Origin of the sequence: Faecalibacterium sp. I4-1-79 (genome assembly GCF_023347235.1) — a bacterium.
Classification (GTDB): Bacteria; Bacillota; Clostridia; order Oscillospirales; family Ruminococcaceae; genus Faecalibacterium; species Faecalibacterium tardum.
The window spans coordinates 2,488,622-2,501,533 of sequence record NZ_CP094467.1 but is presented as its reverse complement, the minus strand read 5'-3'; the positions used below and the strand labels follow the sequence as shown (position 1 = coordinate 2,501,533).

11 protein-coding genes and 1 other annotated feature are annotated in these 12,912 nt (G+C 58.4%); of the genes, 6 read left to right on the top strand and 5 right to left on the bottom strand.

Translation table 11 applies throughout. The features are described from left to right. The first annotated feature begins 323 nt into the window (after window positions 1-323). Complete coding sequence (locus tag MTP36_RS15980) at window positions 324-452, top strand: hypothetical protein (RefSeq protein ID WP_256466516.1); 129 nt, start codon at window positions 324-326, stop codon at window positions 450-452. Between the two features lie 108 nt (window positions 453-560). Continuing rightward, complete coding sequence (locus MTP36_RS12305; RefSeq protein ID WP_015536893.1) at window positions 561-1,850, top strand: O-acetylhomoserine aminocarboxypropyltransferase/cysteine synthase family protein; 1,290 nt, start codon at window positions 561-563, stop codon at window positions 1,848-1,850. A 178-nt stretch (window positions 1,851-2,028) separates the two neighbouring features. On the opposite strand, the gene MTP36_RS12300 is transcribed toward MTP36_RS12305, so the two are convergent. Further along, window positions 2,029-2,643 carry a transcriptional regulator, IclR family protein gene (locus tag MTP36_RS12300; RefSeq protein WP_249251129.1) on the bottom strand — a complete coding sequence of 205 codons (615 nt, stop codon included), beginning with the start codon at window positions 2,641-2,643 and terminating at the stop codon, window positions 2,029-2,031. Between the two features lie 174 nt (window positions 2,644-2,817). After that, window positions 2,818-4,668 (bottom strand): ATP-dependent zinc metalloprotease FtsH, encoded by a 1,851-nt coding sequence (gene ftsH, locus MTP36_RS12295; protein WP_249251127.1) that lies wholly within the window; start codon window positions 4,666-4,668, stop codon window positions 2,818-2,820. A 319-nt stretch (window positions 4,669-4,987) separates the two neighbouring features. After that, window positions 4,988-5,254 (top strand) — a binding site (T-box leader). Between the two features lie 228 nt (window positions 5,255-5,482). On the opposite strand from ftsH, the gene MTP36_RS12290 reads away from it, so the two are divergent. Genes MTP36_RS12290 through leuB form a run of 4 tightly spaced genes read left to right on the top strand, consistent with a single transcriptional unit; the run spans window position 5,483 to window position 10,029 of the window. Beyond that, window positions 5,483-7,135, top strand: coding sequence for a 2-isopropylmalate synthase (locus MTP36_RS12290; protein WP_112090426.1), 1,653 nt, complete (start codon window positions 5,483-5,485; stop codon window positions 7,133-7,135). Window positions 7,136-7,151: 16 nt separating this feature from the next. Beyond that, complete coding sequence (gene leuC / locus MTP36_RS12285) at window positions 7,152-8,411, top strand: 3-isopropylmalate dehydratase large subunit (RefSeq protein ID WP_249251118.1); 1,260 nt, start codon at window positions 7,152-7,154, stop codon at window positions 8,409-8,411. Between the two features lie 18 nt (window positions 8,412-8,429). Then, window positions 8,430-8,912 (top strand): 3-isopropylmalate dehydratase small subunit, encoded by a 483-nt coding sequence (gene leuD, locus MTP36_RS12280; RefSeq protein ID WP_015536899.1) that lies wholly within the window; start codon window positions 8,430-8,432, stop codon window positions 8,910-8,912. A gap of 43 nt (window positions 8,913-8,955) precedes the next feature. Further along, entirely contained in the window at window positions 8,956-10,029 is a 1,074-nt protein-coding gene (gene leuB, locus MTP36_RS12275; RefSeq protein ID WP_005920319.1) for a 3-isopropylmalate dehydrogenase, read from the top strand. A gap of 72 nt (window positions 10,030-10,101) precedes the next feature. Here leuB and MTP36_RS12270 read toward each other — a convergent pair whose 3' ends face one another. From MTP36_RS12270 to MTP36_RS12260, 3 genes are all read right to left on the bottom strand, one after another. After that, entirely contained in the window at window positions 10,102-10,866 is a 765-nt protein-coding gene (locus MTP36_RS12270) for an amino acid ABC transporter ATP-binding protein (protein WP_097782486.1), read from the bottom strand. Further along, window positions 10,856-11,620 carry an amino acid ABC transporter permease gene (locus MTP36_RS12265; RefSeq protein WP_005920313.1) on the bottom strand — a complete coding sequence of 255 codons (765 nt, stop codon included), beginning with the start codon at window positions 11,618-11,620 and terminating at the stop codon, window positions 10,856-10,858. Before MTP36_RS12265 ends, MTP36_RS12270 begins: the two co-directional genes overlap by 11 nt. A 112-nt stretch (window positions 11,621-11,732) precedes the next feature. Then, window positions 11,733-12,569, bottom strand: coding sequence for an ABC transporter substrate-binding protein (locus MTP36_RS12260; protein ID WP_118658213.1), 837 nt, complete (start codon window positions 12,567-12,569; stop codon window positions 11,733-11,735). Between the last annotated feature and the right edge of the window lie 343 nt (window positions 12,570-12,912).

Here is a 12,912-nt window from a genome sequence, read left to right as displayed (position 1 = left end):
GCTTCCTGAAAACGTGCCGGAGCATAAGCCTTCCCCCAGCCGGGGGAAGGTGGCGCGCAGCGCCGGATGAGGGTGCAGACGCCTGCTTTGCCCGCAAGAGAAGCCGCTGTACAAAATGCTGTCGGACGCGGGTGGCACGGGCAAAATTATCATGCAAAAAATACATCCTTGAAAAAAGCGGAATTAACCTATTGACAAACTAGGTAGAGCGGGATATAATGCAGACATCCAATCCACCAGTCTTGTAGGGAAATGAAACAGAGGTTCCCCGGCGGGTGGTACATAGAGGAATGGAAAAGTTTTACCGGAAGGAGGGCACAAAGATGAAGCTGATCTGGAAAGAACTGCTGCACGCGAATTATCGCTGTGGGCGAATGCGTACCAACCGGGCACCGGCATCGGATGTGTACTGTATGTTGCCCTCGGCTGCGCGAATGTACACCCGAATGTGACAGCAGCAACTCCGGTAGACCACACTGCCCGGTGCGCCTTTGAAAACGCATCGGGATTTTTTGTACACAATAATAATACTTTTAGTATATAAAGAGAGGTAAATGACAATGTCTGAATATAAATTTGAAACTCTGCAGCTTCATGTCGGCCAGGAGCAGGCCGACCCCGCCACCGATGCCCGTGCGGTGCCCATCTACCAGACCACGTCCTATGTGTTCCGCAACAGCCAGCACGCCGCCGACCGCTTCGGTCTGGCCGATGCAGGTAACATCTACGGCCGTCTGACCAACTCCACGCAGGATGTGTTTGAAAAGCGCATTGCAGCGCTGGAGGGCGGCGTGGCGGCACTGGCTACCGCTTCCGGTGCAGCCGCCATCACCTACACCATTCAGGCACTGGCACAGGCCGGTGACCACATCGTGGCACAAAAGACCATTTACGGCGGCAGCTATAACCTGCTGGCACACACCCTGACCCAGTTCGGCGTCAACACCACCTTCGTGGATGCCCACGACCTTGCACAGGTGGAAGCCGCGATCCAGCCCAACACCAAGGCTGTCTATCTGGAGACGCTGGGCAACCCCAACAGTGATATCCCGGATATCGACGCCATTGCCGCCATCGCCCACAAGCACGGTCTGCCGCTGGTCATTGACAACACCTTCGGCACCCCGTACCTCATCCGTCCCATCGAGCACGGTGCGGATATCGTGGTGCACTCTGCCACCAAGTTCATCGGCGGCCACGGCACTACGCTGGGCGGCATCATCGTGGACAGCGGCAACTTCGACTGGAAGGCCAGCGGCCGTTACCCCAACATTGCTGCCCCCAACCCCAGCTACCACGGCGTCTCCTTTGCGGATGCCGCAGGCCCTGCCGCCTTTGTCACCTATATCCGCGCCATCCTGCTGCGTGATACCGGCGCGACCATCTCCCCCTTCAACGCCTTCCTGCTGCTGCAGGGCACCGAGACCCTGAGCCTGCGCATCGAGCGTCATGTAGAGAACACCAAAAAGGTGGTGGAGTTCCTTGCCAACCACCCGCAGGTGGAAAAGGTGAACCATCCCTCGCTGCCGGATCACCCGGATCACGCCCTGTACCAGAAGTATTTCCCCAACGGCGGCGCATCCATCTTTACCTTTAACATCAAGGGCGGCCGCGAGGAGGCCTTTACCTTCATTGATAACCTCAAGATCTTCTCTCTGCTGGCCAACGTAGCGGACGTGAAGAGCCTTGTCATCCACCCAGCCTCCACCACTCACAGCCAGCTGACCGATGCCGAACTGGCCGAGCAGCAGATCTACCAGAACACTATCCGCCTGTCCATCGGCACCGAGCACATTGATGATATCCTTGCCGATCTGGAAGCCGGCTTCGCAGCCGTCCGCGGCAAGTAAGCAGCGATTCTCTTTCCCGCAAAGGGAATGTGATCTTCCTTTTATTCCTGTCCTGGTCTCCATAAGTGTGCGACAAGACCCCCGGCTGCCCGCCGGGGGTCTTGTCATCATTAAAAAAAGTGGTTCAGAAACGCCTGTGGGCGTTTCTGAACCACAAATTATACTGCCGGTTTTCCGATTAGCGGCCGATCAGCAGGTCGCGGCGGCAGCGCAGACCCACAGAGAGGGTAGCATTGCTGCCCAGATGCCGAAGGGTGACGCGGGTGCCGGACTTCTGTCCCTCGCACAGCAGCGAGAGGTTCAGGGTGGTGGTGTTCTTTTCGGTCACCAGCACCAGCGTTTTCACGCCGTTTGCCTGCAGGGCCTGCATATCCTCAATGGTGGTGCGGAAGGTAGCCACCTCGGCGGGGACGTCCAGCGTCAGCACGCCGTCCTTCTGGCGGGCGGTGTACAGCAGCTGCTTGCCCAGCAGACCCTTGACGGTGTAACGCGCCTCGGTCTTGGCGGTGTCAGCCAGCTCGTCGCCGGAGATCAGCATAATGTTGCCCTGAATGGGGTTGCCCTCCGGGGCACCGTAGCCGCCGTAGCTGGGGTCTTTTTCGCCCACGGCAACGTCGGCACTGTGCAGTGCAATGTCACCCTGCACCATCTGCTCCTGCGGGGGCAGATAGCCCTCCACGCAGGTAGAATCCACCTCGGCGGCAAAGGCACCCACGCTCAGCATGGCGGCGGCACACACCGCCACAGCGGCACAGCTCAGGGTACGGACAAACTTTTTGTTCAGCATCTTCATAGGAAATACCTCCTGAAAACGGCAGCCGCAGGGACTGCCTTTGTTTTTTTGCATCATAATCTTTTTGGGAACCATGGTTCAGCTGCGGCGCATCCACAATGGAAAACCGCCGTATCTGCTCTATAAACGGATACGGCGGCCAGATTATTGCAAAAGATTCAAATTTTTTTATTTTCAGGGATTTTCCGGTTTGTTTTCTGCATCATCGCAGTTGAGGATATCCATGAACTCCTCGCCGGTGATGGTCTCCCTCTGGTACAGGTACTGTGCCAGCTCGTCCAGCTTTGCGCGGTTCTCGGTCAGGATGCGGATGGCCTTTTCGTGCTGGGTCTTGACCAGCTCTACCACCTTCTGATCGATCTCGCGCTGGGTCTGGGCGCTGCAGGCCAGCGAGGTATCGCCGCCCAGATACTGGTTGTTCACGGTCTCCAGCGCTACCATGTCAAATTCGTCACTCATGCCGTAGCGGGTCAACATGGCACGGGCAAGCTTTGTGGCCTGCTCGATATCGTTAGACGCGCCGGTGGTGATGGAGTTGAATGCCACCTCCTCGGCGGCGCGGCCACCGGTCAGGGTAGCGATCTTGTTTTCCAGCTCGGCCTTGTTCATCAGGTAGTGGTTGCCCTCGTCCACCTGCATGGTATAGCCCAGTGCGCCGGAGGTGCGAGGGATGATGGTGATCTTCTGCACCGGGGCAGAGTTGGACTGCTTGGCTGCCACAAGGGCATGGCCGATCTCATGGTAGGCTACGATGCACTTTTCGTGGTCGGTCAGGATGGAGTTCTTCTTCTGGTAGCCGGCAATGACCACCTCAATGCTCTCTTCAAGGTCGGCTTGGGTCACGCTCTTGCGGCCTGCCCGCACGGCACGCAGGGCGGCTTCGTTCACAATATTAGCCAGCTCTGCGCCGGAAGCACCGGAGGCCATGCGTGCTACGGTGTTGAAGTCCACACCCGGGGCGATCTTCACTTTTTTGGCGTGTACCTTCAAAATCTCTTCGCGGCCCTTCAGGTCGGGCAGTTCCACGGGTACACGGCGGTCGAACCGGCCGGGGCGGGTCAGGGCAGGGTCGAGAGAATCCGGGCGGTTGGTGGCTGCCAGAATAATGACGCCGGTGTTGCCCTCAAAGCCGTCCATCTCGGTAAGCAGCTGGTTCAGGGTCTGCTCGCGCTCGTCGTTGCCGCCAAACTGGCCGCTGTTGCGCTTCTGGCCAATGGCATCAATTTCATCAATGAACACGATGCAGGGTGCTTTTTCTTTGGCCTGCTTGAACAGGTCACGCACCTTGGAGGCACCCATGCCCACGAACATCTCCACGAACTCCGAGCCGGAGATGGAGAAGAAGGGCACGTTGGATTCACCTGCCACGGCCTTGGCCAGCATGGTTTTGCCGGTGCCCGGAGGGCCTACCAGCAGAATGCCCTTGGGCATGGAAGCGCCGATCTCCTCATACTTCTTGGGATCGTGCAGATAGTTGACGATCTCCTGCAGATTCTCCTTGGCTTCGTCCTCACCGGCAACGTCCGCAAAGCGGATGCCATGGGTGGACTGCACATACACCTTTGCGTTGGACTTGCCCGCGCCGCCGAACATCATGGCACCCGGACCGCCGCCTGCCTTTTCCATCAGCTTTTTGTTCATCTGGTTGCCGATGAAACTGAACAGCAGAATGGGCAGCACGAACCACAGCAGAAAGCTGAGCACCGGCGAACCCTGCTCCACGATCTCGCTGGAGAATTGCGCACCGGCATCGTACAGGCGCTCGGTCAGACCGGGGTCGTTCATCAGGCCGGTCTTGTAGATCTGCTTGTTGTCCTTATCCGTAAAAATGATCTGGTTGGACTGGATATCTACCTTGCCGATGTTCTCCTGCTCGGTCATGCTCATAAAGGTGCCGTAGTCTACCTCCTGCACCTGACGCTCGGCCAGCCACGGCATGACCACAAGGTTGATGACCAGCAGCACCAGCAGCACGATGGCATAGTAGATGGCCAACGGCTTTTTGGATGGCTTGACTTCTTTCATGGGATGTTCCTCCTTCTATATAAAGTGGGCTTCCACCCGTTTGCTGCGTCCAGTATACCACACCTTGCCGCCCGGCAACAGCGCAGCGAGGGCAACTTTGCAAAAACTTAGCAGTTTCTTAACAAAGAGGGCTAAAGCCGCTCAGTTACCATATTATAGGTGCGCAAAGGGCTTGCCGGATGAGGGGGAAGGGGAGCAACGACCTCAATTTTGCATGATTTACCCCATGGTATTATGAAATGCTTTCATCTTTATCCTGAATGAAACTTCTTGACACTTTCTGGCAGGCGTGCTAAAATTATCTCACTTTCAACAAAGTGCAAATGCGTTGACGGGGATAAAACGATCTTTCTTCTGCGTGCAGAGAGCCGCCGGGTGGTGCAAGGCGGGTGCAGAGAACTTCGGATACTGGCCCCTGAGCGGCAGAGCTGAACGGACAAGTAGGTTCTGACGGACGCCCACCGTTACAGGGGCAGCGATTCACCGTTTTGGCCGATCGTGCAAAGTGGCTGTACCTGACCGTGCAGCAAGGAGAGTGGTACCACGGGTGCCCTGTAAAAGCAATTTACAGGCTCTCGTCTCTCAAGGTTTTCGCCTTGAAAGACGGGAGCCTTTTTGTATGATAACCCTCTCAGTTGCATGATGGCAACAGCTCCCCCGAGGGGGGAGCTTTAAGAGAAAAGGGGAGGAATGCTTCTTCTAAGAAGCGTCTCACCTTTCAGAAGCCGGAAAGCTCCCCCTTCGGGGGAGCTGGCAGCCCCGCAGGGGCTGACTGAGAGGGCTCGTCTCACCACAACATCAGGAGGACAACAGGATGATGGACGCTACCAAGTACGCACCGGGGTACTACCCGGTACCCGCCGGTTATGACAGCTGGGTAAAAAAGGACCATATTGAAAAGGCTCCCGCATGGTGCAGCGTGGATCTGCGGGACGGCAATCAGGCGCTGATCGTGCCCATGAGCCTTGCAGAAAAGCTGGAGTTCTTCCAGATGCTGGTGAAGATCGGCTTCAAGGAGATCGAGGTGGGCTTCCCCGCCGCCAGCGAGACCGAGTACGAGTTCCTGCGCACCCTGATCGAAAAGGACATGATCCCCGCCGATGTCACCGTGCAGGTGCTGACCCAGTGCCGCGACCACATCATCCGCCGCACCTTCGAGGCAGTCAAGGGCGCACCCCGGGCGGTGATCCACTTCTACAACTCCACCTCCGTGGCGCAGCGGGAGCAGGTGTTCCACAAGTCCAAGGAAGAGATCAAGCAGATCGCCGTGGACGGCGCAAAGCTGGTCAAACAGCTCAGCGAGGAGTACGAGGGCAACTTCCTGTTTGAGTACAGCCCCGAAAGCTTTACCGGCACCGAGGTGGACTACGCCGTAGAGGTGTGCAACGCCGTGCTGGATATCATGCAGCCCACCCCGGAGCGCCCCATGATCATCAACCTGCCGGTGACCGTGGAGATGAGCATGCCCCATGTGTACGCCAACCAGATCGAGTATTGCGACAAGCACCTGAAGTACCGCGACAGCGTGATCATCTCCACCCACCCCCACAACGACCGCGGCACCGGCGTGGCCTGCGCAGAGCTGGCAGTGCTGGCGGGCGCACAGCGCGTGGAGTGCTGCCTGTTTGGCAACGGCGAGCGCACCGGCAATGTGGACGCTGTGACGCTGGCCATGAATATGTACAGCCACGGCGTAGACCCCAAGCTGGACTTCTCAGATATGCCCGCCATCTGTGCCACCTACGAGCGAGTGACCCGGATGCACATCTACGAGCGTACCCCCTACGCCGGACAGCTGGTGTTTGCCGCCTTCTCCGGCAGCCATCAGGACGCTATTGCCAAGGGCATGGCGTACCGCAAGCAGACCGGCGAACACCGCTGGACCTGTCCCTACATCCCGGTGGACCCCCACGACATCGGCCGCACCTACGATGCCGACGTTATCCGCATCAACAGCCAGAGCGGCAAGGGCGGCATCGGTTTTGTGCTGGAACAGAACTACGGCTACAATCTGCCCCCCAAGATGAGGGAGGCGCTGGGCTACAAGGTCAAGAGCGTGTCCGACCACAGCCACAAGGAGCTGAGCGCCGCCGAGGTGCTGCACATCTTCGAGGATACCTACCTCAACCGTGCAAAGCCGCTGAACGTGGTGGAAGCCCACTTTGCACAGGTGAACGGCATTACCGCCACAGTCACGCTGGAGCTGAACGGCCAGCGCAAGGTGGTCACCTCGGTGGGCAATGGCCGTCTGGATGCCGTAGCCAACGCCATCCAGAGCGCCACCGGTATGGACTTCCATCTGGAAAACTACTCTGAGCACAGTCTGGACGAGGGCTCTACCTCCCGCGCAGCCTCTTATGTGGGCCTTGTCTGGGGCGATAACACGGTCACATGGGGTGCCGGTACCGACACCGACATTATCGTAGCCGGTATCCGCGCCCTTGTCAGCGCGATCAATAATCGATAAAAAGGAGAAAACTACCATGGGAATGACCCTGACGCAGAAGATCCTTGCCGCACACGCCGGACTGCCGGAGGTCAAGGCAGGCCAGCTGATCGACGCAAAGTTGGACATCGTGCTGGGCAATGATATCACCACCCCGGTGGCCATCAATGAGTTTGAGCGCGCCGGTTTTGACCGCGTGTTTGATAAAGAGCATATCGCTATCGTGCTGGATCACTTTGTACCCAATAAGGATATCAAGAGCGCTACCCAGTCCAAGCAGTGCCGGGAGTTCGCCAATAAATACGATATCCTCAACTTCTACGATGTCGGCCAGATGGGCATTGAGCACGCCCTTCTGCCGGAAAAAGGCATCGTCACCGCCGGTGACTGCGTGATCGGCGCGGACAGCCACACCTGCACCTACGGTGCGCTGGGTGCCTTCTCCACCGGTGTAGGCTCTACCGATATGGCCGCAGGCATGGCCACCGGCATGGCATGGTTCAAGGTGCCCTCTGCCATCAAGTTCGTGCTTACCGGCAAGTTTAACCCCCGGGTGTCCGGCAAGGATCTGATCCTGCACATCATCGGCATGATCGGTGTGGACGGCGCACTGTATAAGTCCATGGAATTCACCGGCCCGGGCGTGGCAGGTCTTACTATGGACGACCGCCTGTGCATCTGCAATATGGCCATTGAGGCCGGTGCCAAGAACGGTATCTTCCCGGTGGACGAGGTGACCAAGGCTTACCTTGCAGGCCGCAGCCAGCGCCCGCCGGTGTTCTACGAGGCAGACCCCGATGCCGTGTACGAAAAGACCATCGAGATCGACCTCGGCGCACTGGAGCCCACCGTCAGCTACCCCCATCTGCCTGAGAACACCCATGTTGCCAGCGAGGGCAAGGACATCAAGATCGATCAGGTGGTCATCGGCAGCTGCACCAACGGCCGCTTAGAGGATATGGAGGCCGCCTACAACATCCTCAAGGGCAAGCACATCGCCAAGGGCGTGCGCGGCATCATCATCCCCGCCACCATGGCTGTCTATAAGGAGTGCATCCTGCGGGGCTGGACCACCGCCTTTATTGATGCGGGCTGCATCGTGTCCACCCCCACCTGCGGCCCCTGCCTGGGCGGCTACATGGGTATTCTGGCAGCGGGAGAGCGCTGCGTTTCCACCACCAACCGCAACTTTGTGGGACGCATGGGTCATGTGGACAGTGAAGTCTATCTGGCCTCTCCCGCTACCGCCGCCGCCAGCGCCCTGACCGGCTACATCACCGACCCGCGCACGGTCTGACCCGAAAGGAGCATGAGCATGAACGCAAGAGGTTCTGTTTTCAAATACCCGGATAACGTGGATACCGACGTCATCATCCCGGCACGCCACCTGAACACGCAGGACGCCAAGGAGCTTGCCAGCCACTGCATGGAGGATATCGACAAAGACTTTGTGAACCGGGTGCAGCCCGGCGATATCATGGTGGGCGGCTGGAACTTTGGCTGCGGCTCCTCCCGCGAGCACGCACCCCTGTGCATCAAGACCGCCGGCATCGCGGTGGTCATTGCCAAAAGCTTTGCCCGCATCTTCTACCGCAACAGCATCAACATTGGCCTGCCCATCATGGAGTGCCCGGAGGCTGTGGACGCCATTGAGGCAGGGGACACCGTTCAGGTAGACTTTGACACCGGCGTCATCACCGACGAGACCAACGGCAAGGTGTTCCACGCCGAGCCCTTCCCGCCCTTTATCCAGAACATCATCTCCGCCGGTGGTCTGATGAAGGCCATCCAGAAATAACCCCATCCGTGAAAATGTGTTTGGAGCATAGAAGGAGTACCTCATGGAAAAAAATATTGCTGTCATCTGGGGCGACTGCTCCAGCCCGGAGATCGTAAAGCAGACCCTCCGGGTGCTGGATAAGGTGGCTGAAAAGTACGGCCATACCTTCCACTACACCGCTGCCGCCATGGGCGGCGAGGCCATTGACAAGTACGGTGACCCGCTGCCCCAGCACGAGCTGGATAAGTGCCTTGCCGCCGACAGCGTGCTGCTGGGCGCGGTAGGCGGCCCCAAGTGGGAGGGCCTGCCCGGGGAGCAGCGGCCGGAAAAGGGTCTGCTGCGGCTGCGCGCCGGGATGGGGCTATATGCCAACAACCGCCCGGCCAAGATCTGGCCGCAGCTGGCACCTGCCAGCCCCCTGAAGCCCGAGATCGTGGCACAGGGCATTGACTTTATCATCGTGCGGGAGCTGATCGGCGGCGTGTACTTCGGCCAGCACCAGACCCACACGCTGGAAAACGGCGAAAAGCAGGCGGTGGACACCATGCCCTACGCTGAGCATGAGATCGAGCGCATTGGCCGCATCGGCTTCGAGACCGCCCGCAAGCGCCGCAAAAAGCTGTGCTGCGTGGACAAGGCCAACGTGCTGGACACCAGCCGCCTGTGGCGCACCGTGATGCACCGGCTGCAGGCCGAGTACCCGGATGTGGAGTACAGCGAGATGTTCGTGGACAACTGCGCTATGCAGATCGTGAAGAACCCCGCTCAGTTCGACGTGATCGTCACCGAGAATATGTTCGGCGACATCCTGTCGGACGAGGCTTCCATGATCACCGGTTCCATTGGCATGATCCCGTCCTCCAGCCTTGGCGACGGCACCCGCGGCCTGTATGAGCCCATCCACGGCTCCGCCCCGGACATTGCGGGCAAGGACATCGTAAACCCCACCGCCTGCATCCTGTCCGCCGCCATGATGCTGCGGTACTCCTTTGGCATGGCAGAGGAAGCCGATGCCATTGAGAACGCTGTGAGCCGTGTGCTGGACAAGGGTCTGCGCACTGCCGACAACATGAGCGACGGCTGCACCTGCCTTGGCTGCACCGCCATGGGCGATGCCATTCTGGCAGAGCTTTGAGCCGTAGCGCTATTTTTAATAAAACAAGCCCGGAAGGTCGGTAGACCTTCCGGGCTTGAATTTTTTATATTATTACAGCATCTTGGAGAGGAAGGCTTTCAGGCGGGGATGCTTGGGATTGGTGAACAACTCCTGCGGCGGCTCGTCCTCCTGAATTTTGCCGTCATCGATGAAGATGACCCGGTTGGACACCTCGCGGGCAAAGCCCATTTCGTGGGTGACCACCAGCATGGTGATGCCGGTGTGTGCCAGCTCCTTCATCAGCTCCAGCACCTCGCCCACCATCTCGGGGTCAAGGGCGCTGGTGGGCTCATCGAACAGGATCACATCCGGGTCCATGGCCAGCGCACGGGCAATGGCGATGCGCTGCTGCTGACCGCCGGACAGGCTCTTGGGGTAGGCGTTGGCCTTGTCGGCCAGACCTACGCGGGCCAGCAGCTCGTCTGCGCGGGCAGAGATGGCCTCTTTATCCTTCAGCTTCAGCAGGCTGGGTGCCAGCTCAAGGTTCTTTTTCACGGTCAGATGGGGGAACAGGTTGAAGTGCTGGAACACCATGCCCATCTTCTGGCGCACGGCATCGATGTGTGTCTCGTTTACCTCCACACCCTCAAACTTGATGGAACCGGAGGTGGGAGTCTCCAGCCGGTTCAGGCAGCGCAGAAAGGTGGACTTGCCGCAGCCGGAAGGGCCGATCAGGCACACCACATCGCCACGGTAGATATCAAGGTCGATGCCTTTCAGCACATCCAGCGTGGGGTCGGCTTTTTTTGCGCCGCGCTTCTTTACGCCGCCATAGGTCTTGGTCAGGCCGCGTACTTCCAAAATCTTATCGGTCACTTTGTGCCAGCCTCCTCTCAAACTTGCTCAGCAGCCATGTGAACAGCATAACAAGGATCAGGTAGATCAGTGCAACGCCCAGCAGGGGGAACATGGCTTCATAGGTACGGTTCATAATGCCCTGTGCAGCATACAGCAGCTCCTTGCCGCCGATGGTGGTGATCAGGGAAGTATCCTTGAGCAGGACGATGAACTCGTTGCCCAGTGCAGGCAGCACCGCACGGATGGCCTGCGGGATGATGATGACCACCATGGTGGTCATGTAGTTCAGGCCAAGGCTGCGTCCGGCTTCCATCTGGCCGGGGTCCACAGCCATCAGGCCGCCGCGGATGATCTCGGATACATACGCGCCGGAGTTGATGCCCAAAGTCAGCGCACCTACCATGGTAAAGTTGCGGCTGTTGGAAAAAATGACCATGCTCATGATCAGCAGCTGCACCATCATGGGCGTGCCGCGGATGATGGTGGTGTACACCTGACACACCGCGTTAAAAAAGCCCAGCACCGCATTTTTGTGGCCGGGACGCTGCTGGTCGTGGGTCACGCGCACCAGCGCCACCACGCTGCCCAGCACCACGCCCAGCGCCAGCGCCAGTGCGGTGACCAGCAGGGTGGTGCCCACACCGTTGATGTACTGCATCCAGCGGTCCTTCAGCAGAAAGGCCTGATAAAACTTAAAAAAGAAATCCTGTCCAAAGCTTAGCTTTGTGCCGCTGTTGAGCAGCTCTTTGAGCAGTTCGTATTGCGCAGCCATTCACATCCTCGCTTTCTGTTTGTCAATAAATTGTAACCACTTTTTTCTAAAAAAAGAGGTGCCCCGGAGCGGGGCGCCTCCTTGGGTACGGAAATGGTACAGGGCACGCAGCTTAGTTTGCGTTGATGTACTTGTCCACGATGGCCTGCAGAGTGCCGTCAGCCTTCAGCTCCTCCAGAGCCTTGTTGACAGCGTCCTCCAGAGCAGAACCCTTTGCCATGCCGATGGCGTAATCCTCCTCGGCGTAGCTGGTATCCAGCACCTTCAGGCCGGGGTTGGCAGCCACGAACTCCTGTGCGGGAGCGTTGTCGATGACCACAGCGTCCACCTGACCATTGTTCAGGGCCTGCACAGCGGTCAGACCGTCGTCGTAAGCAACCACGTTCTCATCGCCGAAATCATCGGAGCAGTAGATGTAGCCGGTGGTGCCGCGCTGGGTGCCGATCGTCTTACCGGCCAGATCGTCGGGAGAAGCAATGTCGGAATCGTTGGGCACGATGATGGACTGGATGCCGGTGGCGTAGCTGTCGGAGAAGTCCATCACAGCCTTGCGCTCGTCGGTCACGGTAACGCCTGCCATCACGATGTCGGCCTTACCCTGCTGCACGCTGAGCAGTGCGGCGTCAAAGTCCATATCATCGATCTGCAGCTCCAGACCCAGCTTCTCAGCAATGGCCTTGGCGGTGTCCACGTCGATGCCCTCGAACTCGCCGGCATCGGTGGTCATCTCGTACGGAGGGAAGGCAGCGTTGGTAGCCATGGTCAGCTTGCCGGCCTCCACGGTGGTCAGTTCAGCAGCAGCGGCAGAAGAAGCAGCCTCGGAGGAAGCGGCAGAGCTTGCCACAGAGGAAGCAGCAGAGCTTGCAGAACCACCGCAGGCGGTCATAGCCAGAGCAGCAACGGAAACAGCAGCGGCAGCCATGAAGCTGCGGCGAGAGATCTTTTTCATATTCAAACACTCCTCAATCTATGCAATATAGTTTGCTTTGCCCCGATGGGATGCGATTCATCGCGCTTTCGGGGAACGCACTTAGTATAGTTTGTACAAAACAAAAAGTCAATACTTGTGCATAATAATCCGTGAAATTGAAACGATTTTGCAAACATTTATGCAATAACGGAGAAAATGCGTGAATATATGCAGTATAAACTTCCTCAGTCAAAGCCTGACGGCTTTGCCAGCTCCCTCGGGGAGGGAGCCTCTGGCGCGCCCGGACACTTTGCACTTGAGCCGGTAACTTTGCCGCCATGCCAAAGGCCCCATCTCAGAGGGGGCTGGCATCGCGTAGCGA

Excerpts from the sequence above, each read along its gene's own strand:
- MTP36_RS12300 (WP_249251129.1), bottom strand. The coding sequence starts at position 2,643 with ATGAAGATGCTGAACAAAAAGTTTGTCCGTACCCTGAGCTGTGCCGCT.
- MTP36_RS15980 (WP_256466516.1), top strand. The coding sequence starts at position 324 with ATGAAGCTGATCTGGAAAGAACTGCTGCACGCGAATTATCGCTGTGGG.
- MTP36_RS12305 (WP_015536893.1), top strand. The coding sequence starts at position 561 with ATGTCTGAATATAAATTTGAAACTCTGCAGCTTCATGTCGGCCAGGAG.
- leuB (WP_005920319.1), top strand. The coding sequence starts at position 8,956 with ATGGAAAAAAATATTGCTGTCATCTGGGGCGACTGCTCCAGCCCGGAG.
- ftsH (WP_249251127.1), bottom strand. The coding sequence starts at position 4,668 with ATGAAAGAAGTCAAGCCATCCAAAAAGCCGTTGGCCATCTACTATGCC.
- MTP36_RS12265 (WP_005920313.1), bottom strand. The coding sequence starts at position 11,620 with ATGGCTGCGCAATACGAACTGCTCAAAGAGCTGCTCAACAGCGGCACA.
- leuC (WP_249251118.1), top strand. The coding sequence starts at position 7,152 with ATGGGAATGACCCTGACGCAGAAGATCCTTGCCGCACACGCCGGACTG.
- MTP36_RS12290 (WP_112090426.1), top strand. The coding sequence starts at position 5,483 with ATGATGGACGCTACCAAGTACGCACCGGGGTACTACCCGGTACCCGCC.
- MTP36_RS12260 (WP_118658213.1), bottom strand. The coding sequence starts at position 12,569 with ATGAAAAAGATCTCTCGCCGCAGCTTCATGGCTGCCGCTGCTGTTTCC.
- leuD (WP_015536899.1), top strand. The coding sequence starts at position 8,430 with ATGAACGCAAGAGGTTCTGTTTTCAAATACCCGGATAACGTGGATACC.